At 64.8% G+C, this 24,153-nt stretch carries 24 protein-coding genes, 1 tRNA gene and 1 pseudogene; 15 read left to right on the top strand and 11 right to left on the bottom strand.

Annotation, left to right across the window (positions count from 1 at the left end; genetic code table 11):
• Positions 1-20 precede the first annotated feature (20 nt).
• From JOE66_RS16350 to JOE66_RS16335, 4 genes are all read right to left on the bottom strand, one after another.
• Positions 21-893 carry a 3-hydroxyacyl-CoA dehydrogenase family protein gene (locus JOE66_RS16350; protein ID WP_205111226.1) on the bottom strand — a complete coding sequence of 291 codons (873 nt, stop codon included), beginning with the start codon at positions 891-893 and terminating at the stop codon, positions 21-23.
• Positions 890-1,750 carry an enoyl-CoA hydratase/isomerase family protein gene (locus JOE66_RS16345; protein ID WP_205111224.1) on the bottom strand — a complete coding sequence of 287 codons (861 nt, stop codon included), beginning with the start codon at positions 1,748-1,750 and terminating at the stop codon, positions 890-892. Before JOE66_RS16345 ends, JOE66_RS16350 begins: the two co-directional genes overlap by 4 nt.
• Positions 1,750-2,964 (bottom strand): thiolase family protein, encoded by a 1,215-nt coding sequence (locus JOE66_RS16340; protein ID WP_205111222.1) that lies wholly within the window; start codon positions 2,962-2,964, stop codon positions 1,750-1,752. Before JOE66_RS16340 ends, JOE66_RS16345 begins: the two co-directional genes overlap by 1 nt.
• 140 nt (positions 2,965-3,104) lie before the next feature.
• Complete coding sequence (locus JOE66_RS16335) at positions 3,105-4,007, bottom strand: LysR family transcriptional regulator (protein ID WP_239518343.1); 903 nt, start codon at positions 4,005-4,007, stop codon at positions 3,105-3,107.
• 95 nt (positions 4,008-4,102) lie between these two features.
• Between JOE66_RS16335 and JOE66_RS16330 the strand changes: the two genes are divergently transcribed.
• The gene (locus tag JOE66_RS16330; RefSeq protein WP_239518342.1) at positions 4,103-5,335 is read left to right on the top strand and encodes an acyl-CoA dehydrogenase family protein; all 1,233 of its coding nucleotides are present in this window, start codon (positions 4,103-4,105) and stop codon (positions 5,333-5,335) included.
• On the opposite strand, the gene dmpG is transcribed toward JOE66_RS16330, so the two are convergent.
• From dmpG to JOE66_RS16315, 3 genes are read right to left on the bottom strand one after another with little or no spacing between them, the layout of a single operon-like run.
• On the bottom strand, positions 5,313-6,329 hold the full coding sequence (gene dmpG, locus JOE66_RS16325; protein WP_205111220.1) for a 4-hydroxy-2-oxovalerate aldolase: 1,017 nt from the start codon (positions 6,327-6,329) through the stop codon (positions 5,313-5,315). The genes JOE66_RS16330 and dmpG overlap by 23 nt on opposite strands.
• Positions 6,326-7,273, bottom strand: coding sequence for an acetaldehyde dehydrogenase (acetylating) (locus JOE66_RS16320; RefSeq protein ID WP_205111218.1), 948 nt, complete (start codon positions 7,271-7,273; stop codon positions 6,326-6,328). The genes dmpG and JOE66_RS16320 overlap by 4 nt, the downstream gene beginning before the upstream one ends.
• A gap of 11 nt (positions 7,274-7,284) precedes the next feature.
• Positions 7,285-8,073 carry a 2-keto-4-pentenoate hydratase gene (locus JOE66_RS16315; RefSeq protein WP_239518341.1) on the bottom strand — a complete coding sequence of 263 codons (789 nt, stop codon included), beginning with the start codon at positions 8,071-8,073 and terminating at the stop codon, positions 7,285-7,287.
• 66 nt (positions 8,074-8,139) lie between these two features.
• On the opposite strand from JOE66_RS16315, the gene JOE66_RS16310 reads away from it, so the two are divergent.
• The 3 genes and pseudogenes from JOE66_RS16310 (at position 8,140) to JOE66_RS17400 (ending at position 9,423) form a co-directional block, all read left to right on the top strand.
• Positions 8,140-8,916 carry an IclR family transcriptional regulator gene (locus JOE66_RS16310; RefSeq protein WP_205111216.1) on the top strand — a complete coding sequence of 259 codons (777 nt, stop codon included), beginning with the start codon at positions 8,140-8,142 and terminating at the stop codon, positions 8,914-8,916.
• Positions 8,910-9,263, top strand: a pseudogene (locus JOE66_RS17875) (SDR family NAD(P)-dependent oxidoreductase); the annotation flags it as partial. The gene JOE66_RS16310 and the pseudogene JOE66_RS17875, both read left to right, overlap by 7 nt.
• 13 nt (positions 9,264-9,276) lie before the next feature.
• Positions 9,277-9,423, top strand: a complete 147-nt coding sequence (locus JOE66_RS17400) for an SDR family oxidoreductase (RefSeq protein ID WP_275576825.1) — start codon at positions 9,277-9,279, stop codon at positions 9,421-9,423.
• A gap of 61 nt (positions 9,424-9,484) precedes the next feature.
• Here the strand turns inward: JOE66_RS17400 and JOE66_RS16300 are convergent, their stop codons facing one another.
• Positions 9,485-9,880 (bottom strand): helix-turn-helix domain-containing protein, encoded by a 396-nt coding sequence (locus tag JOE66_RS16300; protein WP_205111214.1) that lies wholly within the window; start codon positions 9,878-9,880, stop codon positions 9,485-9,487.
• A 207-nt stretch (positions 9,881-10,087) separates the two neighbouring features.
• On the opposite strand from JOE66_RS16300, the gene JOE66_RS16295 reads away from it, so the two are divergent.
• Positions 10,088-11,329 carry an MFS transporter gene (locus tag JOE66_RS16295; protein WP_239518339.1) on the top strand — a complete coding sequence of 414 codons (1,242 nt, stop codon included), beginning with the start codon at positions 10,088-10,090 and terminating at the stop codon, positions 11,327-11,329.
• A 46-nt stretch (positions 11,330-11,375) separates the two neighbouring features.
• Here the strand turns inward: JOE66_RS16295 and JOE66_RS16290 are convergent, their stop codons facing one another.
• Positions 11,376-12,371, bottom strand: a complete 996-nt coding sequence (locus JOE66_RS16290) for a LysR family transcriptional regulator (RefSeq protein WP_205111212.1) — start codon at positions 12,369-12,371, stop codon at positions 11,376-11,378.
• A gap of 92 nt (positions 12,372-12,463) precedes the next feature.
• Between JOE66_RS16290 and JOE66_RS16285 the strand changes: the two genes are divergently transcribed.
• The 6 genes from JOE66_RS16285 to JOE66_RS16260 all read left to right on the top strand — a co-directional run bounded on the left by JOE66_RS16285 (position 12,464) and on the right by JOE66_RS16260 (position 18,710).
• Complete coding sequence (locus JOE66_RS16285; RefSeq protein ID WP_205111210.1) at positions 12,464-13,483, top strand: VOC family protein; 1,020 nt, start codon at positions 12,464-12,466, stop codon at positions 13,481-13,483.
• Between the two features lie 3 nt (positions 13,484-13,486).
• Complete coding sequence (locus tag JOE66_RS16280) at positions 13,487-14,461, top strand: fumarylacetoacetate hydrolase family protein (protein ID WP_205111208.1); 975 nt, start codon at positions 13,487-13,489, stop codon at positions 14,459-14,461.
• Positions 14,458-15,456 carry a cyclase family protein gene (locus JOE66_RS16275; protein ID WP_205111206.1) on the top strand — a complete coding sequence of 333 codons (999 nt, stop codon included), beginning with the start codon at positions 14,458-14,460 and terminating at the stop codon, positions 15,454-15,456. The genes JOE66_RS16280 and JOE66_RS16275 overlap by 4 nt, the downstream gene beginning before the upstream one ends.
• A gap of 79 nt (positions 15,457-15,535) precedes the next feature.
• Entirely contained in the window at positions 15,536-16,675 is a 1,140-nt protein-coding gene (locus JOE66_RS16270) for an FAD-dependent monooxygenase (protein WP_205111204.1), read from the top strand.
• The gene (locus JOE66_RS16265) at positions 16,672-17,703 is read left to right on the top strand and encodes an amidohydrolase family protein (protein ID WP_205111202.1); all 1,032 of its coding nucleotides are present in this window, start codon (positions 16,672-16,674) and stop codon (positions 17,701-17,703) included. The genes JOE66_RS16270 and JOE66_RS16265 overlap by 4 nt, the downstream gene beginning before the upstream one ends.
• Positions 17,700-18,710 carry a fumarylacetoacetate hydrolase family protein gene (locus JOE66_RS16260; protein WP_372435498.1) on the top strand — a complete coding sequence of 337 codons (1,011 nt, stop codon included), beginning with the start codon at positions 17,700-17,702 and terminating at the stop codon, positions 18,708-18,710. Before JOE66_RS16265 ends, JOE66_RS16260 begins: the two co-directional genes overlap by 4 nt.
• A 105-nt stretch (positions 18,711-18,815) precedes the next feature.
• Here the strand turns inward: JOE66_RS16260 and JOE66_RS16255 are convergent, their stop codons facing one another.
• Entirely contained in the window at positions 18,816-19,838 is a 1,023-nt protein-coding gene (locus JOE66_RS16255; RefSeq protein ID WP_205111201.1) for a PDDEXK nuclease domain-containing protein, read from the bottom strand.
• A 267-nt stretch (positions 19,839-20,105) separates the two neighbouring features.
• On the opposite strand from JOE66_RS16255, the gene JOE66_RS16250 reads away from it, so the two are divergent.
• Positions 20,106-20,179 (top strand) — tRNA-Gly (locus JOE66_RS16250).
• A 23-nt stretch (positions 20,180-20,202) separates the two neighbouring features.
• Here JOE66_RS16250 and JOE66_RS16245 read toward each other — a convergent pair.
• The gene (locus JOE66_RS16245; RefSeq protein ID WP_205111200.1) at positions 20,203-20,946 is read right to left on the bottom strand and encodes a FadR/GntR family transcriptional regulator; all 744 of its coding nucleotides are present in this window, start codon (positions 20,944-20,946) and stop codon (positions 20,203-20,205) included.
• Positions 20,947-21,103: 157 nt separating this feature from the next.
• Between JOE66_RS16245 and JOE66_RS16240 the strand changes: the two genes are divergently transcribed.
• The 3 genes from JOE66_RS16240 to JOE66_RS16230 are packed head-to-tail and all read left to right on the top strand — an operon-like array spanning position 21,104 to position 24,153.
• Complete coding sequence (locus JOE66_RS16240) at positions 21,104-22,849, top strand: dihydroxyacetone kinase family protein (protein WP_205111199.1); 1,746 nt, start codon at positions 21,104-21,106, stop codon at positions 22,847-22,849.
• Positions 22,842-23,312, top strand: coding sequence for a ribose-5-phosphate isomerase (locus tag JOE66_RS16235; protein WP_205111198.1), 471 nt, complete (start codon positions 22,842-22,844; stop codon positions 23,310-23,312). The genes JOE66_RS16240 and JOE66_RS16235 overlap by 8 nt, the downstream gene beginning before the upstream one ends.
• Positions 23,313-23,361: 49 nt before the next feature.
• Entirely contained in the window at positions 23,362-24,153 is a 792-nt protein-coding gene (locus tag JOE66_RS16230) for a sugar phosphate isomerase/epimerase family protein (RefSeq protein WP_307827254.1), read from the top strand.

Genomic DNA, 24,153 nt, shown 5'->3' with positions numbered 1-24,153 from the left:
CGGGATCACCGACAAGAATCTCAGCTCGGGCTGCTCCAGTCGTAAAAGCCCTTGCCGGCCTTCCGACCGAGCTCACCCGCTGCAACCTTGTCCCGCAGTATCCGAGGTGGGGCGAAACGCTCACCGAGTGTCTGCTCGAGGTATTCCGCTATGCCCAGTCGAACGTCGAGCCCGACGATGTCGGTTGTCTTGAGCGGTCCAGAGGGGTGCTTGTAGCCGAGCTGCATGGCAAGGTCTATATCTTCAGCCGAGGCGACTCCGTCCTCGAGCATCCGCATCGCTTCGAGAGCAATCGCCACTCCGAGGCGACTCGAGGCGAAGCCCGGTGTGTCGCTGACGACAACGGGCGTCTTGTCGAGGCGGCGCACCCATTCCGCCGATGCCGTACGCAGAGGTCTACTCGTCTTCGGTGCAACGACGATCTCGACGAGCGCAGATGCAGGGACCGGATTGAAGAAGTGAAGTCCGATGAAACGATCCGGATGATCGAGACAAGAGGCCAGTGCGGTGATGCTCAGCGACGATGTATTGGTCGCGAGAGCCGCCCGCCGGTCGATGACGCTCTCGACTCGGCGGAGCGCATCCGTCTTCAGGTCGAACTGCTCCGGCACGGCTTCGACGACAAGCTGGCGATCGGTGAAAGCGCCGATATCGGTGGAGACCTGCACCTGGCCGCAGGTCTCCCACACGTCGACGGTCGACGGTGCACGCGTGGCCGATGACAGCACCATGGCGCGAACCCGTTCGAGAGCGGCCGTCGCGGTCTCGTCGTCGCGCTCGATGACCACGACGTCGCAGCCATGCAGGAGGAACGCATGCGCGATTCCGGCGCCCATGCGCCCTCCGCCGAGTACTCCTACACGGGCTGGGAGAGTGCTGGAGATGTCGATCATGGACCTTCCTTCGGTGGCACAGCATTGGTGTGGGTCGTCGGTTGTCGCTCGCCTCGCTCGCCGGTTGGATTCGGGGTGCTGGATCGCCGGGTGAGGAAAGCCTGCATCCGATCGAATTTGGCCGGCGACTCGAACAGGATCGCCTGAGCGAGTTCGTCGACAAGAGGGTGGGCGCTTCTCGGGGCGTGGAACGCGGCTTTCGTCAGCCGCACGGCGAGCGGATCGCTTCGTCCGATTCGGTCGGCGAGTTCGTGGGCCGCAGGCAGTAGAGCATCGGAAGCATGAATCGAGGTGACAAGGCCGGCGGCCTTCGCCTCTGTGGCATCGAGGACCCTTCCGGCCAGGAGGATCTCCTTCGCAAGAGGTTCTCCGACAAGTTCCCGGAGTCGCCAGGTCGCGCCGGCACCGGCGACGATACCGAGCGCGGGCTCCGGATTGCCGATTCTGAGGCTGGTGGCAGCGAGGCGGAAATCGGCAGCATAGGCGAGCTCCGCCCCGCCGCCGAGTGCGTATCCCTCCACCGCGGCGATGACCGGCATCGGTAGCCTGGCGATACGCTCGAACAGGGTGATGTTGATTCCCCGCAGTGCGTCGTCTCGACCACGTTGCCGCAGTTGAGCGATATCAGCACCCGACGCGAAGAGTCCATTCGCCCCGGCCAAGATCAGGATTCGCGGTTCGCTCTCGAGGACCGAGCAAACGGCATGCAACTCGGCGACCATCGTTTCGTCGATCGCGTTCCTGCTGAGCGCATTGTCCAGGGTGACGACAATGCGGTCGTCGGCCGCATCCTCGACGCGCAGCCTATTACAGTCCGATCTTCCGTCTGGCTGCGGGAGTCGAGCACCAGTTTTCATCAAGCTCGCTCCAGGACTAGAGACATACCCTGACCGACCCCGACGCACATGGTCGCCAGACCTCGATTCACCCCCTCGCGCTCCATTCGACCGAGCAATGTGATGAGGATTCGAGAGCCAGACGAGCCAAGGGGGTGTCCGAGTGCGATGGCTCCGCCGTCGCTGTTGACGATCGACGGGTCCATATCGAGCTGCCTGATCACGGCAAGCGATTGGGTGGCGAAGGCCTCATTGAGTTCGACCGCCCCGATGTCGGCCAGCCTCCACCCGGCCTTGTCGAGCACGCGACGAGTCGCAGGTACTGGCCCGATTCCCATGACCTCGGGCGCAACCCCGGCAGAGGCGCTTGCGACGACACGGGCGCGAGGCACGAGTCCGAATTCGTTCACCGCGCGCTCAGAAGCGACCACCACAGCCGAAGCGCCGTCGTTCAGGGTAGACGAATTTCCAGCCGTCACGACCCCACCCGCTCTGACTACCGGTCTCAATCCGGCCAGGACTTGGGCGGTGGTGCCGGCCCGCGGCCCTTCGTCGATGTCGACGATGGTCTGAGCGCCACGCCGATCGACGACCGGCACGGCCACGATCTCGGGTACGAATCGCCCGGCGTCGATCGCCGCGAGTGCACGCGAGTGGGATTCGACTGCGAACCTATCGGCGTCGTCTCTCGAGATTCCGAATCGATCGGCGACCTCCTCTGCCGTCTCGGGCATGGAATACGTCATCTTGCCTTCGCGCCCAAGATCGCCGGAAACGAATCTCGGATTGGAGAATCGCCAGCCGATGGACGAGTCGACGATTTCTCCCGGCTTGGCCCATGCTGTCGAAGGCTTGGCCATCACCCAGGGGGCACGGCTCATGGATTCGACGCCGCCCGCGACCACGATGTCCGCATCGCCGCTGCGCACCATGCTCGTCGCCAGGGCAACTGCAGACATGCCGGATGCGCACAGGCGGTTGACCGTGATGCCGGGGACGCCTTCGGGAAACCCGGCGAGGAGCCACGCCATGCGAGCTACGTTGCGGTTCTCCTCTCCGGCACCATTGGCATTGCCCAGGATGACTTCGTCCACACGTTCTGCCGGAACGCCGGCCCGGGCAACGGCCTCCCGCACGACGATGGCGGCGAGATCATCCGGACGCACCTGCGCGAGAGCGCCGCCATATCGCCCCACCGCCGTTCGCGCCCCGCCGATCAGAAATGCTTCGGGCATTCAGTGACTCCTTCGTTCGGTGCTCGACGCGATGGAGCCTAGCCAACGGCCGAGAGATCAGGACACCCGGACGGCCGCCTTGGTGAGACCGGCCTGCTATCAGCGGTGATCGATGCTGCGCGTGTGCACGTTCGCCTCTTTCACGATTGGGCAAGCTGGTCGATGAGGGCAACCACCGTCTGGGTCGCGGAATCCCGGGCATCCCCCCGCCACGCCATTCTGAGCTCGACGGGAGGAACAACGTTGAGCAGGCGCACCGACCTCACCTGCGGATCGGTGATTGTTTCGGCCACGGTCGACACCGTCAGCGAGCATCCGACTCCCGCGGACACGAGCGATATCGCGGTCCACGAATCCGGGGCGAGGTGAATGACAGCGATCTCGAATCCGCCGGAACGCTCCATCCGGCGCAACCGGTCGTCGAGCACAGCACCGGGATGTGGCGCCAACAGCACGAACGGGTCGGGCGCGAAGTCGCTCATTTGTGCGGAGCCGACGGTTGCTAGAACGTGTGAGCTCGGCACAATCACGATGAGCTCCTCCTGCGCAATCACGTGGCTGCTGATCGAGTTCGGAATCTCGTCCCAACGACCGATTGCAATGTCGACGTCATGCTGAAGGAGGAGTTCCAACGCTGGCTCGGCGAAACTCCGACCCGAGAATTCAATCTGGATGCCCGGCTCGAGTCGATTGATCGAACACGCGAGCCGCCCGATGAGACGCTGGGTCGATGCGCCGGAGTACGCAATGCGCACGGGGCGCTCCCTGTTTCGGGCAGCATCGCGAACGAGGGCACTCGCCTGCTTCGCGGAGGCGATGATCTCGCCCGCTGGCTTCACCAAGGCGTGCCCGGCCGTCGTGAGTCGAACTTCGCGCGAGGTACGTTCGAACAACGTCGCACCCAGGTCGCGCTCGAGCCGGCGCACTGCCCGGCTGACCGGCGGTTGTGCCATGTGCAGCCGTGCGGCGGCACGACCGAAATGCAATTCCTCTGCGACGGCGAGGAACACCCGCATCTGCTGAATGTCTATCGAATCGATCATGTCACTGGGCGCATCGAACGGATCGAAACGGGTATTGGACGTTTGATGCACAGAGTGCGAGGCTCGTCGACAGCCATCGAACCTGGAGTGACCTCATGCCGATCAACACGCAATCCGCTGCACACTCGACGACCTCCCCGGCCATGCCTCGGGCGGTCGATACCGACTTCTACGTTCTCGACGACTATCTCAACGATGCCGATCGGGCGATCGTCTCGACGGTGCGGGGTTTCGTCGATGCTCGGGTGACGCCCCTGATCAACGAGTACTGGGAACGGGCCGATTTCCCCTATGAGATTCTTCCTGACCTCGCTGCCACGGGTGGCGTCGGCACCGCCATCGAAGGCTACGGATGCCCGGGCCTGACCCGTCTCCAGACCGGGCTTGTGGCGATGGAACTTTCGCGCGGTGACGGGAGCGTCAATACTCTGAACGCCGTACAGTCCGGATTGGCTATGGGAACCATCAGCCTTCTCGGGAGCGAGGCTCAGAAGAAGCGGTGGCTTCCCGCGATGGCTCGGTTCGAGAAGTTGGGGGCCTTCGCCCTGACGGAACCCGAGCACGGCTCTGACTCCGTCAGGCTCGAGACCACCGCGAGCCGGGACGGAGAAAACTATGTCCTCAACGGGGAGAAACGCTGGATCGGTCTCGGCCACGTCGCCGACATCGTCGTTCTCTGGGCGCGGGACACGGCTGACGGAAAGGTCAAGGCGTTCGTGATCGAGAAGAATCTGGATGGAGCGTATCCCGAGGGCTATTCGGCGGTGGCGATCACCGGCAAGATCGCCAAGCGGGCCATCCAGCAGGCCCAGATCTCGATCTCGGGCCTGAGGGTGCCGGTTTCGAACCTGCTCGAAAAGTCGACGTCGTTCCGCGACGTCTCTGCTGTTCTCAACCGCACCCGCAGCACCGTTGCGTGGGAGGCCCTCGGCCACGCGGTCGCCGCCTACGAGATCGCCGTGCGCTACTCTCTGGAACGATCGCAGTTCGGCAGGCAGATCGCGGCGACTCAGCTCGTGCAGAACAAGCTCGCGAACATGCTCGCCGATCTCACGGCGATGCAGCTCCTGTGTTTCCGCACGGCGGCGCTGCAAGACCAGGGACGACTGACCAACGAACAGGCGTCGTTGGCGAAGCTCTTCACCTGTCAGAAGTCCCGTGCACTCTGCCGCGAGGCACGTGACATGCTCGGCGGGAATGGACTCCTGCTGGAGAATCATGTGGCACGGCATCTCACCGATATGGAGGTGGTCCATACGTACGAGGGAACCGATTCCATCCAGTCGCTCATCGTCGGGCGCGAGATCACTGGTCTCGCTGCCTTCTGAGGTCGAGGGCCACGTCGGCGATCACGTCTTCCTGCCCACCGATGAGTTTGCGTGCTCCGACCTCTACGAGAATGGCCCGAGTGTCGATTCCATACGTTTCGCTGGCTCGTTCTGCATGCCTGAGGAAGCTCGAATACACGCCGGCGTAGCCCAGCGTGAGTGTTTCACGGTCGACTTGCACCGGGCGGTCATGGAGGGGACGCACGAGGTCATCGGCCGCATCCTGCAGCGCGAAGACATCGGCAGCCACCTCCCAACCATTCAGTTTCGCGACAGCGACGAAGGGTTCGATGGGTGTGTTGCCGGCACCGGCGCCATGACCAGCAAGTGACGCATCGACACGCCAGGCGCCTGACTCGACGGCCACCACGGAGTTCGCAACGGCCAGCGAGAGATTCTGGTGGGCGTGGATGCCGATCTGGGTCTCTGGCTTCAATGCTGCCCGATAGGCGCGAACACGATCACGCACGCCGTCCATGGTGAGTCGGCCCGCCGAGTCGGTCACATAGACGCAATCGGCACCGTATGATTCCATGAGTTTCGCCTGCTCCGCGAGGGCGGTCGGCTCGCTGAGATGCGACATCATCAGAAAACCCGACACATCCATGCCCCATGTCTTCGCTGTTTCGATGTGCTGTCTGGCGACATCCGCCTCGGTGCAGTGCGTGGCGATCCGAACGGACCGTACGCCGAGATCGTAGGCAGCCTTCAGATCGTGCAGCGTGCCGATGCCGGGCAGCAACAGCGTCGTCAGCACCGCATTGTCGACGACCGCGGCGACGGCTTCGATCCACTGGCGGTTCGAGTGTGATCCTGCCCCGTACGTGAGCGAGCTGCCCGCGAGCCCATCACCGTGTGCGACTTCGATGGCGTCGACACCGGCTTCATCGAGGGCGCGTGCGATCTTCGCGGCCATCGCCGGGTCGAGGCGGTGTCGTAGAGCGTGCATCCCGTCACGCAGAGTGACATCCTGCAGGTAGATCCTGGTGTTCATACTGTTGCTCCCTTCCTCGCCGCGACGAGGTGTTCCGCTGTGCGCAGCGCGGCCGAGGTCATGATGTCGAGATTGCCCGCATAGGCGGGCAGGTACATGGCGGCTCCTTCGACCTCCAGGAAGACCGTCACGCGTGTGTAGAGGCCCGTCTTCCTGTCGTCGGGGAGGAGGAGGTCGAGTTCTGAACCCTCGTCCGAGAACTGGATGTCCTGCTTCAGTCGGTAGCCGGCAACGTACTCATTGACGGCACTGGCTTGGGCTTTCACCGCCGTGACGATGTCGTCACGTTGAGCAGTTGTGAGCCGGTCGGTCACGACCAGTACGGTGTCGCGCATGATCATCGGCGGTTCGGCCGGATTCAGGATGATGATGGCCTTGCCCGCTGCGGCGCCGCCGACCTCGGTGATCGCTGCTGTCGTCGTTTCTGTGAATTCGTCGATGTTGGCCCGGGTCCCAGGGCCCGCCGATTTCGAGGCGATCGACGCCACAATCTCCGCGTAGTGCACGGGCACCACCGCACTGATCGCGGCCACGATGGGAATGGTCGCCTGCCCCCCGCAGGTGACGAGATTGACGTTTGTCGCCTTCTCGTGCCGTTCGAGGTTCACGACGGGAATGACATACGGACCGATCGCGGCGGGGGTGAGATCGATAACGAGTTTGCCGTGCTGCTGCAGCTTTTCATTGTTCGCGATGTGGGCGCCGGCGCTCGTTGCGTCGAAGACCACGTCGATCTCGTCGAAGACGCTGCTCGCGATGAGGCCGTCGACACCCTCGGCGGTTGTGGCGATTCCGAGCCTCTTCGCACGCGCGAGCCCGTCAGACGTGGGGTCGATGCCCACCATCATGCCCATCTCGAGAGTCTCACTGAGGCGCATCACCTTGAACATGAGATCGGTGCCGATGTTGCCCGATCCGATGATCGCGGCCTTCGTTTTCTCCATGCGTTCTTCCTTCACGATGAGAATGAGAGTGAAACGGAACCGAGTGGCCCGAAATCTGCTGTGATGGTGTCGCCCGCGCCGACAGGGACCGCAGCGCACACGCTGCCGGGGATCACGACCGAGCCCGCCTTGAGCGTTACGCCGTAAGTTCCCAGCGTGTTCGCGAGCCAGACCAGGGCGTTCAGGGGCGACCCGAGCACTGCGGCACCAGTTCCGGAGCCCGCGTGCTCTCCGTTCTTGGCGAGGGTCACGGCCAATGCCTCGATGTCGAGGGATTCAAGCGGCAGGGCGGTATGTCCCACGACGACTCCCGCGGAGCTCGCATTGTCAGCAATCGTGTCGATGAGCGAGATTCGCCAGTCGACGATGCGGGAGTCGATCAGCTCGAGCGCCCCCACCACTGAGCTGACCGCCCGTCGTGCCTCCTCGACGGTCACACCCGGTCCGCTCAGATCTGCACCGAGCACGAACGCGATCTCGGGTTCGATCCTGGGTGCAATGAACGAGCCGATGCTCACGACCGACCCGGGCTGGTGGTACATGCCGTCGACCAGATAACCGAAATCGGGTTGATCGACTCCGAGTTGACGCTGCATTGCGAGCGACGTCAGGCCGACTTTGTATCCCCGCACATGCCGTCCCGACGTCGCCCAGTCACGAATCTGGGCCGCCTGGATTGCGTAGGCGTCGTCAATAGTCAACCCCGGGTCGGTTTCGCTGAGGGGGTCGATGGGTTTTCCTGAGACATACGCCTCGGCAAGCTGATCCGCATACATTCGGATCATTGTCTGTTCGGTCATCCTTGACCTTTCGTGAAAGTGACGCGGTTGGTCGACAGTAGAGGCATCAGTTCGCATACTGGATGCATGCGTTCCACTCAACAGAACGAGTCCGGTTCGGTGATCGGACGAGTCTCGGCCATTCTGGACTGTTTCGCGGGAATCGATACCGTTCTGAGCGTCAGTGAGCTGTCGAGACGCAGCGGCATTTCGAAGACGACGACCTGGCGCATCACAGGCGAGCTCGTCGAACGCGGCTTCCTTGAACAACAGCCCGGCGGCCTGGTGCTGGGCCTGCGCTTCTTCGAACTCGGGGAGTCGGCCATGCGCCCGCGCACTTTGCGAAGGCTGGCCCTGGCACGAATGGAAGTTCTGCGGCACGTCTCGGGCAACACCGTCCATCTTGCGGTCATCACAGAAGCCGACGTGGTCTACATCGAAATCCTGCCTGTACGCTCATCGCCGAGAATGCCGAGCCGAGTCGGTGGTCGGGTGCCGGCTCATGCCACGGCAGTCGGCAAAGCGCTTCTGGCGTTCTCGCCGGTCGAGCTCGTCGACGCAGTGATTGCGCGCGGTCTCGACGCGGTCGGTCCGCGAACGATAACCGATGCCGGCGACTTCCGTGACGAGCTGGATCGGGTGCGTGGCAATGGTGTCGCCCAGGAGACCGAGGAGTCAGCGCCGGGGGTCAGTTGCGTCGCTGTGCCCGTGTTCTTCGACGATGGGCCTGTGGCCGCGGCACTTTCGATCTCGGGGCCGAGCCAGACTTTGCGGGTAGATGAAGTGACGATTCTCCTGAGGGATGCTGCTGCTGCGCTCCAGCGGGATGCTCAGCGGCTGCCGAAGCTGGGCCGCCAATTCTGACCAACTCAGCTCGAGTTGTCTTCGGGGACGTTCTCGACGAAGCAGGGAAGGAACTGGCGGCAGAACTTGGCGATTCGGTAATGTTCGTCCGACAAGACGTCACCAGAGCAGAAGACTGGACTCTGCTGATTCGAACCGCCGAAGACCGATTCGGGCATGTGAATGTCCTAGTCAACAACGCGGGGATCGCGCCGTCCGGCTCGTTCGAAGAAACCAGCGAAGAAGTATTTCGTCGCGCACTCGACATCAACCTCGTCGGCTCCTGGCTCGGAATCAAATCGGTCATAGCGTCGATGACCGCGGGCGGAGGGTCGATCATAAACATTTCGTCTGCCGCCGGCCGACACCCCAGCCGAGCTGTTGGAGCGGGTGATCGAGGGCATGCCGCTCAACAGAATAGGCCAACCAGAAGAAGTTTCGAATCTCGTGCTATTCCTGGCCTCAGACGAGTCGAGCTACTCGACGGGCTCAGAATTTATCATCGACGCGGGCGTCACGGCGATCTAGCCGCCTCGAAGGATCGACGGGGGGGCGTTGAACCCGCGTCGATCCTTCGCGTCGCTGCCGGTCAGCCCGCACCCAACCCGAGAATGTAGTCGATGAGGTCGTACAAGACCACTGCCACGTCGCCCTCCTCGGCCGACCAGTAGGTGATCGGCCCGCTTCCGCGGGGGTGGGTGCGGCGTTCTGCGCTGACCAGGCCGTTCCGTTGCAACAACCGCAGATGATCCAGTGCGCCATTGCGCGTAATCGCGAACTGGGTCATGATCTCCGCTGTGGACGAGCTCGCGTTCGTGAGCACGAACGTGAGGATCTCGACCCGGAGGGCAGAAGCACCCAGTGCGAGGTACGCACGTTCAGGGTCCAGGCCGATGCGTTGTCTGGCGACGGATGATGATGACCACACCCCCGGCGTCCCTTCACTTGTCTCGCTTGTTCCTGAGCCGCGAGGTGAGACGACCATAACGCAGACACTCTGCGGCACCCCAGGTCCTGGTTCGCTCAGTGGAACGACGTTGGTTTTCGCGGTCCCGTTCTCGCGCCGCATAGACCGCGTCGATAGGCACTATTACGCATTCCCGCTTCCTCAACGTCGTGGCGTCCGGGATTCTTGGCTGAAGAATCGGCCGTGAACCGAAGCCCGCTCAATGAAGAGAAACTGGAATTCGCTATGACGAAAGCCCCTGCCGTCACTATCCCGACAGAAGTCGATGACGCCAGACCAATGGTCAACGGCAAGCTCGCGGGAGCGCCCCAGGGCGTGATCCTGCTTGCCGGCAGCTGTATGCCGGTGCTCGCTGCCACGCTCATCACCCCGGTGCTGCCATCGATGAGCGATTTCTTCGCGAGCACACCCGGGGCCGCCGCTCTGGTTCCGCTGCTCATTGGAATTCCGGCACTCGTGGTCGCAATACTGGCTCCGTTCGCCGGGGGCATCGTCGATCGTTTTAATCGCCGTACGATTCTGCTGCTCGGCCTGGTGCTCTACGCACTCGTCGGCACCATGCCGCTCTATCTTGACTCCCTCTACGCGATCGCGGCAAGCCGTCTGGCAGTCGGTGTCGCCGAGGCGGCGATCATCACCTGCTGTACCACGCTTCTGGGCGACTACTTCGCAGGTCAACGTCGAAACCGGTACTTCGGATTACAAGCCGTAGTCACCGCCCTCGCAGCCACGGTGTTCTTCGCACTCGGTGGTGCGCTGGGGGCTACCGGCTGGCGCACGCCATTCTGGGTCTATGCCGGTTCTTTGATCATCTTCGCCTTCATGATCCCGCTGATCTCGCAGCCCGTCGGCAACGGCCGCTCGAGGAGCGAGCGCGCGAAGCTGCCTCCGATTCCCTGGGCACGCATCGCTGGCCCCTGCATCGTGGCCATCTTCGGTGGAATCGTGTTCTACGCCGTCATCGTTCAGCTCTCGTATGTCTTGACCGGCATCGGAGTCTCGGCCACCGCGATCATCGGGCTGGCCAGCGCGGTCGCCTCGCTGGCCACGGCTGCGGGTGCCATTTCGTTCAAGCGACTTGCGCGGTTGCAGGCGAAACTCCTCCTCCCTCTCGGATTCACCCTCGCCGCCGTCGGCCTCATGGTGATCTGGGCCGCAGGCAGTTCCTTCGCGCTGGTTCTTGTCGGTGCCGTGATCGCCAGTGCCGGAACGGGCATCCTGCTGCCGACGATGCTCACCTGGGCGGTGGCCGGGCTGAGTTTCGAAGAGCGCGGCCGCGGCACCGGGCTGTGGACGTCGGCCTTCTTCCTCGGGCAGTTCCTCTCGCCGCTCGCCGTCATCGCGCTGACCGGCATCGCGGGTGCGCTCCAGCCGGCGCTGGGTCTCCTGGGCATCGTCAGCCTCGTGATCGCTGCCATCATCTTCACGGTTCTGCGAAACCGGTCGACGACCGATTTCCTGAAGTAGCACGGTTCGTCAAGCAACGCTGACGATCGACACCGGAGAGGGCGTCTCACCCCGAGTGGTGGGCGCCCTCTTCGACGATTCGGCCGGCCTCGGCGAAGAGGGAACGCATCCAGGCGTGCTCGGGGTCGTGATTGTGCGATGGATGCCACCACAGTGCATTCACCAGGGGTGTGGGCTCGAACGGCAGTGCTACGACTCGTACGCCTCCCGCTTTCAATGCAAGGGGAGCGAGAGCTGCTTGGATCAACCCGACACGGTCGGTGCCGGCGATGAAGTGGGGCATCGAGAGAAAGCTCTCGACGACAACGACGGTTCGGGGTTCGATGCCGAGTTGCTGCACCTGTCGCGCGGCCGAAGTGTACGCCGACCGGGTCTGGAAGTTCATCACCCACGGCGAGGCCGCCATGTTCTCGAGCGAGAGCGTGGCACCCACCTCATCGTTGGACTCCGCGACAAGGGCGACCCAGTCGTCGCGCCAGAGGTCTGCGAACGGCAGCTCGGTGACGTGGCCGTGCGGAATGACCATGCCGTCGACGGATCGCAGGCGATTCGCTGCGTCTTCGACGATGGTGGGGTTGTGCAGCATGAAGCTGAAGCGAACGCCGGGTGCGCGCTCGGCGGCGAGCTCGGAGACGACCTTGCCGACCGTGACGAACCCGTAGTCCGAGCCGTAGATCGAAAATTCCCGAACGGATTCGGTCGGCGCCCAGGTCGCCTGGCTCTCGAATACTCTGCGCGCCGACGCGAGGGCCGTGGAGGTGTTCTCGATGAGGCGAAACGCCAGCGGCGTGAGCTCGTAGGCATTGCCACGACGAGCCAGGATCGGGTCATTGAAGTGCGTACGCAGCCGGGAGAGCGATGCGCTGAGGGCAGGCTGGCTCAGATGGAGGCGTTCGGCAGCGCGGGTCACGCTGCGTTCGGTGAGTAGCGCGTCGAGCGCCACCAACAGGTTCAGGTCGAGCCGGGAGAGGGGGGCGGGTTCGGGCACGTCGTCGTGGTCCTTCGCAGGGGTGAGGGCATCATTGTCAGTGATATGAAGCATAGGCGATATGTGGTTCCCTGATACAGATCTGCCTTCGAGACTGGTATCACTGCCCGCACGCCGGCCCATCGGGGCCCCGGAAAGGATCAAAGATGATCACGCTTCTCTCGCACCTCTCCTATGTTGCGATCACAACTCCCGACGTTGAGGCGTCGGTCGACTTCTACGTCAACAGGGTGGGTCTCACCGTTGTCGATCGAATCGACGGCGCCGTCTACCTCCGTTGCTGGGGTGACTACTACGCCTACAGTGTCGTCGTCGTGCCCGGCGACGAGCCCGCACTCGACACGATGGCGTGGCGCACCTCGAGTGCCGAGGCGCTCGAGGGGGCGGCGAAGCGCATCGAGGCCGCCGGCGCAGCAGGCGAATGGGTCGAGGTGCCCCACATCGGGCGGGCCTACCGGTTCACGGGCCCCTGGGGTCACAGCATGACGCTGCACTGGGACGTGACGCGTCACCACGACAGCGCGAACGACGTGGCCTCGATCTACCCCGACCGCCCCTCGCGCCGCAGCCCGATTGCGGGGGCCCCGCGCCAGCTCGACCACGTGACGGTCGCCACCAGCGACGTCGACGCCTTCGCCGCTTGGTACAACGACGTTCTCGGCTTTCGCATCATGGCCCGTACTGTGCTCGACGAGGCGCCCATCTCGGTTTTCTCGGTGCTCACCACGAACGAGAAGTCCCACGACCTCGGTGTCGTGCTCGACGGCTCGAGCCGAGCCGGCCGCATCAACCACTACGCCTTCTGGGTCGACACCCGCGAAGAGGTGCTGATCGCCGCCGACGTGCTGATGGAGAACGGCGTTCCCATCGAGTACGGCCCGTCGATCCACGGCATCGGCGAACAAGTGTTCCTCTACTACCGTGAGCCGTCGAGCCTGCGCATCGAGCTCAACACCGGCGGCTACCGCAACTACGTGCCCGACTGGACTCCGAACACCTGGAAGCCGTCGCTCGGCTCGAACAACTTCTACCGAAACGGCGCTATGCCGATGTCGATGACCGAGTCGTTCCCGGCTGCCGACGGGCCCAGCGCGACCGAGGAGGGTGTGCCAGAGGAGATCCGCGCGGCGCTGCTCAACCCGTACGCCGAACAGGGCCGGGGCTAGGCCGTGACGGCACAGACCAACCGTTTCACCGCGCCCTTCGCCCTCGCACGATACCGCGACGGCGATGCAGTACAGCTCGGGCTGGTCGCCGGCGAGCGCATTCGACCGCTCGGCCCGTCTGACCTCGGTGCGCCAGACCTCAACACCTTTCTCGGCGCACCCGACTGGAACCGGCTGGCCGCCCTGGCGGCGGCTGAAGGCGATGAGTGGATGCCCGTGGGCGAGGTTGTTCTCACCGCCCCCGTCGAGCCCCGCCAGGTGCTGCAAGCCGGCGCCAACTACCGCGAACACGTCATCCAGCTCGTTGCGGCTGGCCTGACGCAGGACGGATCGCGCACCCCGGAGGAGGCTCGCGAGTTCGCGGCCGAGATGATGGACAAGCGCGCCGCCCACGGCGACCCGTACTTCTTCATCGGACTTCCGGCCTGTGTCGTGGGTGATGACGAACCGCTCGTGCTGCCTGCCTACAGTGAGGTGCACGACTGGGAGCTCGAGCTCGCCGTCGTGATCGGTTCGCGGGCTTTTCACGTGAGCCGCGCGGAGGCACTTCAGCACGTCGCCGGCTACACGATCGTGAACGACGTCACCACCCGTGACCTGGTCTTTCGCAAAGACATGAAGGAGATCGGCACTGACTGGTACCGCGCGAAGAATGCCCCCGGCTTTCTGCCGACGGGACCGTTCCTGGTGCCTGCCCAGTTCGTCGACACCAGCGACACAAACCTGCGCCTCGACCTGAACGGAGAGACGAAGCAAGATGGCTCGACCAGCGATCTGCTGTTCGACGTCGCCGCCCTCGTATCGGGTGCCTCTCAGACGATGCCGCTGCTGCCCGGCGACCTGCTGCTGACGGGCAGCCCGGCCGGTAACGGCCAGCATTGGAAGCGGTTCCTGCGTGACGGCGACGTCATGACGGGGTCGATCGAGGGCCTCGGTACCCAGGTGGTGCGGTGTGTGGCTGAGGGGGATGCGTCGTGACGACTCCTGCCGAGCATCCGGCCGGTCTTGACCGCAACAACCCCGAGGCGGAGATCGTCGCGCGGGCAGAGGCGTACCGCAACTGGGGGCGCTGGGGCGCGGATGACGTTCTCGGAACGCTGAACTTCATCGATGCGGCGAAGCGCAAACAGGCTGCCGCCCTCGTCACCGAGGGTACAGTGCTGTCGTTGACCCAGCCGTTCGACATGAACGGGCCGCAGAAGGGCTGGCGTCGGCGCACGAACCCGGTGCACACCATGCTCGACACGGGAACCGATGCCGAGCGCGGGTCGCAGGGCTTTCCGCACGGCATCGGCGGGGCAGACGACGTCATCGCCATGCCGCTGCAGTGTTCCACGCAGTGGGATGGACTCGGGCACATCTTCGACCACGGTTTCGCCTGGAACGGGCGCCGGGCCGGCGATGTCGTGACGAGCGAAGGCGATCTGGTGACCGGCATCGAGCACGCGGCGGCGTCGGGTGTCTCGCGCGGGGTCCTGCTCGACCTCGGGCGCTTTCTGCGGCCCGACACCGGTGAGCTCGACGACGGCTACGCCATCACCGCCGACGATCTCAACGCGTGCATCTCGGCGCAGGGAGCGACGAGTGTGGTCGGCACCGGCGACATGCTGCTCGTGCGCACGGGTCAGCTGACTCGCGCTCGCCGCACTGGCTGGGGCGACTATGCGGGCGGCCCGGCACCCGGGCTGTCTCTCACCACGGCCGGCTGGATCCACCGCAGCGAGATCGCCGCGATCGCCACCGACACGTGGGGGTTCGAGGTGCGACCCAACGAGTTCGATGTGCCGGCCTTCCAGCCGCTGCACCAGGTGGCGATACCGAACATCGGGCTCACGATCGGTGAGCTGTGGGACCTGGATGCCCTCGCCGAAGCCTGCATCGAACGCGGGCGCTTCGAGTTCCTGCTCGTCGCGTCGCCGCTGGCCATCACCGGGGCCGTCGGGTCGCCGATCAACCCCGTCGCCGTCTTCTGACACGCACGCCACCAGACGCACACGCCAGCAGACACACCACAGACCAGAATGAAGAACAACAGAACAGAGAGGTTCTGAGATGACAGCAGTCAGTAATGTCGCCATCGCCGGCGGCGGAGTCGCGGCGCTCGCGACGGCGATCCAGCTCGCCAAGGCGGGGGTAACGGTCGACGTGTTCGAGCAGAAACCCGAGCTCAGCGCAATCGGATCGGGGATCACGCTGCAGGGAAACGCGCTGCGGGTGTTCGATGCGCTCGGGGTGTGGCCGAGCATCCGTGACGCCGGGTACGTCTTCGAGGGACTGACGCTGCGTGCGCCGGGGCCCGATGCCCCGATCATCGCTGAACTGCCGGAGGTGAAGAGTGGCGGCCCGGACTACCCGGCGGCGATGGGCATGTATCGGCCTGACCTCAACAGGATCCTGCTGGAACGAGCCGAAGAACTCGGAGTGCGGGTGCACTTCGGTGCACCGGTGACCGGGCTGGAGGCGATCGGCGGCGACACGGTCGAGGTGTGGGTCGGCGGCGAGTCGGTCGGCCCATACGACCTGGTGGTCGGGGCCGACGGGGTGCACTCTGCGGTTCGCGAGCTGATCGGCATCGAGACGACGCCGCAGTCGACGGGGATGGGCATCTGGCGGGCGTTCGTCTCGCGCCCCGACGAAGTGGAGCACACCGAGCTCTACTACGGCGGCCCGGCGTACATCGCCGGGTATACGCCGACCGGCGACGATTCGATGTACGTCTATATCGTCGAGGCCGCCCAGGACCGAGCCGGGGTGTCGCCCGAAGACGGCGCACGCATCATGATCGAGCAGTCGCGCGCGTACAGCGGTCCGTGGCAGTCGATTCGTGACGACCTGGCCCGCGGCGATGCCCGGGTCAACTACACCTGGTTCACCTCCCACGTCGTACCGGAGGCGTGGAATCGAGGCCGCGTGGTCGTCATCGGCGACGCCGCCCACAGTTGCCCCCCGACGATTGCGCAGGGTGGTGCGCAAGCACTCGAAGATGCGTATGTGCTGACCGAGCTGCTGGTCGCCGCCGACACGGTGGATGAGGCTCTCTGGAGTGCCTTTGCCGCCCGGCGCCTTCCGCGAGCTCAAGCCGTCGTCGATGCGTCGGTGCAGCTCGGGCAGTGGCAGCTCGAAGGCAATCGCGACGCCGATGCCCCCGGTCTCATCTTCGGAATCGCACAGAGAATGGCCCAGCCCGCATGAGCACCGAAAGTATGATCGACCACGCCACCACCGACGTGCACGCGCACGTTCTTCTGCCCTCGCTGCAGGGTGCGGTGCAGAACCGCGCGCCCGAGGCTTTCGCCGAAGCCCAGGCGCTGGATGCCCGCCGCAACGGTCCCGAGAGCCTCGCCGCCTCGGGGGTGATGATCCGCGAGCGTTTCGCGCGGCTCACCGACCTCGGGGCACGGTTGGCGGCGATGGATGCCCAGGGCGTCGACAGGCAATGGGTGAGTGCCTCGCCCAGTCACTTCTACCCCTGGGCCGAAGAGGGCCTCGCCGTCTGGATCGCCCTTGAGACCAATCGCCTCGTCGCGGAACACGTCGCCGGTAACCCCGAACGGCTCACCGGTCTCGGTGTGGTGCCGCTGCAGCATCCATCGCGCCTTGTCGAGTGCCTCGACGATGCCGTTCTCGGCCGAGGGCTGGCGGGCGTCGAGATCTCGTCGTTCGCCGGTGATGTCGAGCTGTCAGACGAGCGGCTCGAACCGTTCTGGGCGCGGGCAGTGGAGCTGGGAGCCATCGTCTTTCTGCACCCGTTCGGCTGCAGTCTCGACGAGCGACTCGATCGCTACTACCTCTCGAACACGGTGGGCCAGCCGACCGAGAATGCGGTCGCGCTCTCGCACCTCATCTTCTCGGGGGTGTTCGACAGGCATCCGGCCCTGAAACTGCTCGCCGCGCACGGCGGCGGCTACCTGCCCACGGCGATCGGCCGCTCGGACCACGCCTGGCGGGTGCGGCCAGAGGCCCGCGGCTGTGCGCACGAACCGTCGAGCTACCTGCGCTCGATCTGGTTCGACACGGTGGTGCACGATGCGCGGGCACTGCGGTACCTCGTCGAGGTGGCCGGTGCCTCGCAGGTGCTGATGGGCAGCGACTTCCCGTTCGACATGGGGCCAGAAGACCCGGTGTCGTTCGTGAAGGGTGCCGGGCTGGGCGGTGGCGAGGTGGCGCGCATCCTGGCGGGCAACGCTGAGGCGCTGCTTGCGGTGCGGGTGGCGCGGTGAAGATCGCGAGGTGGGTCGTCGTGGTCGGTGAGGGCGCCGCCAGTACAGGTCTGTCTGTCGAGCCTGACGGATCTGCCGTCGGCGAAGGCTTCGTCATCGGCGACCGGGTTGTCGACTTCGCAGCTGGCCTCACTGTCGCCGAGGTTCTCGCTCGCGGCCTCGACGCTGCGTCAGGGCTGTACGAAACCGCTCGCCACGAGACGGGTCGGGCGCTCGCCGAGGTGCAGCTTCTGGCGCCGCTGGTGCCGGCGAGCATCCGTGATTTCGTCGCCTTCGAAGAGCACGTCGAAGGCGTGAGCGCCTCGGTCGACGGCAGGAGCGAGGTGGTGCCCGAATGGTACCAGGCGCCGACCTTCTATTTCACCAACCCGCACACCGTTCTCGGCCCGGGCGACGCGGTGAGCCCGCCAGAGACCGAGCGCCTCGACTTCGAATTGGAGGTGGCGGCGGTCATCGGCGGGCCGGGCGGGGCGAACCTGACCGCCGACGAGAGCCAGGCCGCCATCTTCGGCTACACGATCATGAACGACTGGTCGGCACGCGACCTGCAGTCTCGTGAGATGAAAGTGCGCCTCGGCCCGGCCAAGGGCAAGGATTTCGGTACCAGCCTGGGCCCGTGGATCGTCACCGCTGATGAACTGCAGCACTTCGCAGACGACGAGGGGTTTCTCGCGGTGCGGGCCGAGGTTCGCGTCAACGGCCGACTCATCGGCGAAGACCTGGTGTCGAACATGGGCTGGCCGTTCGGTGAACTGGTGGCCTATGCCTCGCGCAACTCGCGGGTTGTGGCGGGCGACGTTCTCGGCTCTGGAACGGTCGGCAACGGCGGGTGTCTCGCTGAACTGTGGGGTCGTCGTGGCGGTCTTGATCCCGCGCCGCTTCGCGAAGGTGACGAGGTGCGGATGATCGTCGAAGGCATCGGCGAGCTGGTTGGCCTTGTGGGTGCAGCGGTCGCCGCGCCACCCGTCCCTGTCGCGCGGAGCCGGAGCCACGCCCGCGTGCGGTAAGCGCCGCAGTCGATCGCAGCCGCAGATCACAGCCGTCGGGCTGACCGCGGGCGGGAATGCGGATTGCTGAGATCGGGGGTCGTGAGAGGCGTTATGGACGTACCTCTACGCGTCGAGTGCGGCGGCGATTGCGTCTGCGTCGGGGAGCGCCGATTTCTCGTTTGGTGGCAGCGACTCATACGTGTACGTCGAGACGGCCATCGGTGAGTCGGTGCGGCCGAGGGAGTACCGCACGGTGTGGTCGTTGCGGCTGCCACAGACGAGGATTCCCACGGTCGGTGCATGAGCTTCGAGGCGGAGTCTGTCGTCGACGAGTGCGGTGTAGAAGCCGAGTTGGCCAGCGTACCCGGGTTCGAATTTGCCGGTCTTGAGTTCGATGACGACGTAGCGGGCCTGTTCGATGTGGAAGAAGAGCAGGTCGAGGTAGAAGTCGTCTCCTCCGACGTCGAAGTGGACCTGCCTGCCGACGAACGCGAAACCTTGGCCGAGTTCGTGGAGTGTTTCGGAGATTCTTCCGGTGAGTGCTCTCTCGAGTTCGCGTTCTGCGGCTTCACCTCTTAGGTCGAGGAAGTCGAAGACGTATGGATCCTTGGCGATCTGCTGGGCCAGCTCGGAATCCGCTCGATCTAGGCTGCTTTCGAAGTTGCTGGGGGCGGCGCCGGATCGTTCGAGGGTCTTGTTCTTGATCTGGTTCAAGAGCATGTTGCGCGACCAGCCGCGGGTGACGGCTTCGGCCGCGTACCAGTTGCGGGAAGGCTGATCTTCGAGCTTGTCGATCAGGATCATGATGTGGCCCCATGGCAATTTTCCAGCAGCTTGCTGGAAAATTGAATCTCCTTCTGGCCAGCTTGCAGCCATGGCTCGCATGTAGTTCAGGCTGCTGCGTGAGATGCCCGTCATTCCGGGGAATTCCTTCTGGAGATCAGCCGCGAGACGAGCGACGACTCCGGAGCCCCAGCCGTCGCGTTCCTGTTGGATGAGGATCGTGTTGCCTATGGACCAGTACAGCCGGATCAGTCCGGTGTTCACTGCTCGCTGCGCCTGGAACTGTGCGTTCCGAATCTGAAACTTCAGCGACTGGAGGAGCTCAGGGTAGTTCTCCGGGAGGACGAGATTTGGTGGAACCATTCGATATTCGCTTTCGCTCGCGGCTGTAGAGAAACGTGGCCCGAACAGCATGGCGAGTGATGCGGGGCCTTGTTCCGACGGAGAAAAGGCCCATCAACCATTCGACGAGATGCTGAAGTCACGTCGATAGATATTATCCGAGCATTACTCAAAAGAGGCATGTGACGGGGTGTTTCGGCCGAGCATCATGAACAGGGGGTCGATTCAGCCGGTAACATTGGAGACCTTGCACACAAGAACCGGGTGAAAATGCGGATCGCAGGCCACGCGAGTGTAGTTCAATGGTAGAACTTCAGCTTCCCAAGCTGATAGCGCGGGTTCGATTCCCGTCACTCGCTCCAGTCCGCCGATGTGGCCGCTGCCCCTAATGCCCACCGTCGAGCGTACGCGTCAGTCGCTCGCCCGCCGTGTGCATGTGTTCGGCCATCGCCGCTGCCGCTGCCGCTGGGTCCCCGGCCTTCAGCGCCTGGTAGATGCGGTCGTGCTCCTCATAGGCGGCCGCGGCATCGGTGTCGCTCTGCAGCCCTCGTTCGACCCAGATGCGCAGAAGCGAGCGGATGCTCTGCAGCAGGTCGATCAGCACCTTGTTGTCTGCGCTCTTCGCGATCTCCAGGTGGAACTTCAGATCGGCCTCGATGAACCGGGTTCGGTTGTCTCCCGCCTCCGCCTGCGCGACGAGGTGCTGGCCGATTCGCTGGAGCGAGTCTGCGCTGATGTTCTCGGCGGCGAGCTGGGCCGCGAAGATCTCCAATTGCCCGCGGATCGCGATGAGGTCGCGGGTGCGCGGTTCGCCGAGCATCAGCCCCCAGCTCAGCGTCTCGGGCAACAACTCTGAGGTGGTGCCCCGCAGGTAGGTGCCACTGCCGGGCCGCACGTCGACGACGCCGAGAATCTCGAGGGCAGCGAGTGCTTCGCGCACGGCTGATCGCCCGATCTGCAGTCTCGCGGCCAGTTCCCGCTCAGGGGGGAGCCGGGTGCCGACCTCGATGTCGCCACTTGTGAAGAGGTCGAGAAGCCGCTTCGCGACGGCAGACACGGCACTTCCGGTCGCGATCGAGCTGAGGGCCGAGCTGATCTGGTCAGTGGGTTGAGCGGGATACGCCGGCATAGTGCTCAGGTTACCAACCGGCGAGCTGCGATTCGCGCGAGAGACACGATCACCAAACCGGTTGACCAAATACTTGCCAATTGGTCAACCGGTTGAGCTATAGTGGACGACAGCCGCACCGTCGCCCCTTATCTGCACCGCTGGAGATACCCCGCTCATGACTCGCCTGTACAACGACCCGGTCGATTTCGCCGATGAGATGATCGACGGGTTCGTCGCCGCCAACCAGAACCAGGTTCGCCGAGTCAACGGAGGCGTCGTGCGGAGCACGCACACTCCGGAGAACACAGTGGCCGTCGTGGTCGGCGGCGGCTCGGGCCACTACCCGGCCTTCGGCGGCATCGTCGGCCAGGGTCTCGCCCACGGCGCCGCCATGGGCAACCTCTTCGCTTCCCCCTCTGCGCACCAGGTCGAAACCGTCGCCAAGGCAGCCGACCGGGGCGGCGGCGTCCTCCTCAGCTACGGCAACTACGCCGGCGACGTGCTGCACTTCACCCAGGCGCAGGATGCACTGAATGCCGCGGGCATCCCGACCCGAACGGTGGCCGTCACCGACGACATCTCGAGCGCCTCGCCGGCAGAGAAGAACAAGCGCCGCGGAATCGCCGGCGACCTCACCGTCTTCAAGTCGGCCGCAGCAGCAGCCGAAGAGGGCTATTCGCTCGACGAGGTCGTTCGCGTTGCAACCCTGGCGAACGAACGCACTCGCTCATTCGGTGTCGCCTTCACCGGATGCACGCTCCCCGGTGCCCCGGAACCGCTCTTCAGCGTGCCAGAGGGTCGCATGGCCGTGGGAATGGGAATCCACGGTGAGCCGGGGATCGGCGAGACCGATGTTCCCACCGCCGACGACCTCGCCCGCCAGTTCGTGGAGGCGCTGCTCGCCGAGCTGCCCGAGGGAATCGAGCAGGCCGAGGGCCAGCGGGTCGGACTGATTCTGAACGGGCTCGGCTCGGTGAAGTACGAAGAGTTGTTCGTGGTCTACCGCAGCGTCTCGCAGCTGCTCGATGCTGCGGGAGTCACGATCGTCGACCCCGAGGTGGGCGAACTGGTCACGAGCTTCGACATGGCCGGCGTCTCGCTCACCCTCTTCTGGCTCGACGACGAACTCGAGCGCTTCTGGCGAGCGCCCGCAGATACCCCTGCGTACCGCAAGGGCTCCGTGCGGGCCACAGAGCAGCTCGATGCAACAGAACTCGACGTCGACGTCGAGGAGATCATCCCCGAGTCGTCCATCGAATCGCAGAAGGCAGCCCGAACCGCGTACCTGGCTCTCGAAGCCCTGCTCGAGGTCGTCAATGAGAACGTCGAGGAGCTCGGGCGCATCGACGCCGTCGCCGGCGACGGCGACCACGGAATCGGCATGCAGCGCGGAGCCCGCGCGGCATCGGCGGCTGCTCTCGAAGCCCTCTCGGCCGGTGCGGGCGCCGAGACTCTGCTCCATCGCGCCGCCGATGCGTGGGCCGACCGCGCCGGCGGAACGTCGGGCGCCCTGTGGGGCGTTGCGTTGAAGGCGCTCGGCTCCGAGCTCGGTGACACCGACAAGCCCACGGCCGCCGCAGTCGGCGCCGGCGTGCAGGCGGCCACGAACGGGATTCTCACGTTCGGTGCCGAACTGGGTGACAAGACGATGGTCGATGCGCTGGTTCCCTTCAGCGATGTTCTCAGCCGCGAGATCGATGGCGGGGCAACCCTCGCCGACGCCTGGAACACCGCGGCCCTCGTCGCGAGCGACTCCGCTGCGGCGACCGCGTCACTCCTCCCTCGCGTGGGCCGTGCCCGCCCCCACGCCGAGAAGAGCCTCGGTACGCCCGACGCCGGCGCCCATTCACTCGGCCTCATCGTGACGGCGATCGCCGCCGTGCTGCGAGACGCCACAGCCAAGGAGACACACAATGACTGACCAGCTTCGCATCGTGATCGGTTCAGACGACGCCGGGTTCGACTACAAGGAGATCCTCAAGCGCGACCTGGAGGCGAACCCGTTGGTCGCCTCCGTCGAAGACGTGGGGGTGGACGCGAGTGGCCACACCGCCTACCCGAAGGTCGCCATCGCGGCCGCCGAACTGGTTGCCGCCGGCAAGGCCGACCGTGCCCTGCTGTTCTGCGGCACCGGGCTCGGTGTCGCCATTGCGGCAAACAAGGTTGCGGGCATCCGTGCCGTGACCGCTCACGACAGCTTCTCTGTCGAGCGTGCCGTGCTGAGCAACAACGCCCAGGTTCTCACCATGGGCCAGCGCGTGGTGGGCATCGAACTCGCCCGCCGACTCGTTCGCGAATGGCTCACCTACCGCTTCGACGAGACCAGCGCCAGTGCCGAGAAGGTCGCCGTGCTGTCGGAGTACGAGACGACGGGGTCCTGCTGATGACCGGATTCGTCACCGCGGGCATTCGCCGCAGACGGTGCCGGCTCTCGTGATCGGCCTCAGCACCTACGCCTACTTCTGGCAGCACTCCGAGCTGGCACCCGCCAGGCTCGACCTTCACGCCATGCTGCGCGACACGGCTGCTCGCGGGGTCGAGGTCTTTCAGATCTGCGACTACGCGCCGCTGGCCGAGATGACGCCGGATGCCCTGCAGGCCGTCGCCCGCACCGCCGGAGACCTCGGGGTGACCCTCGAGCTCGGCACTAAGGGGGTCTCACCGGAACATCTTCGGAGCTTCCTGCAGATCGCCGATCACCTCGGTGCAAAGCTCGTGCGCAGCATGCTGTTCTCCCCGACGGAGCGACCCACGGCGGCTGAGGCCGAAACGAGCCTGCGCGAAGTTCTCCCTGCCTACGACGAGGCCGGTGTGACGCTCGCCCTCGAGACCTATGAACAGGTCGCCTCGACAGATCTTGTGTCGCTGGTGGAGGCTGTCGGGCATCCGCGCCTCGGCATCTGCCTCGACCCGGCGAACAGCGTCGCGGCGCTCGAGAACCCGCGCGACGTGATCGACCGCACGCAGCCCTACGTCGTCAACCTGCACGTCAAAGACTTCGCATTCACCCGGCGTGGTGGATGGGTGGGTTTCACGCTCGAGGGCGCCCCCCTCGGAACCGGCCTGCTCGACTACGACTACCTCGTTGAGAAGGTGCGCCCCGATGAGCGCGGCATCAATCAGATCATCGAACACTGGCTTCCCCTGGGCGAATCGATCGACGAGACGATCGCGCAGGAGAACACCTGGAACACCCACAACCTGAACTACCTGAGGAGCAGATGA

It is taken from the genome of Subtercola frigoramans, assembly GCF_016907385.1.
Taxonomy (GTDB): Bacteria; Actinomycetota; Actinomycetes; order Actinomycetales; family Microbacteriaceae; genus Subtercola; species Subtercola frigoramans.
The sequence above is the reverse complement of the archived record's forward strand: the minus strand, read 5'-3'. Positions and strand labels throughout refer to the sequence as shown.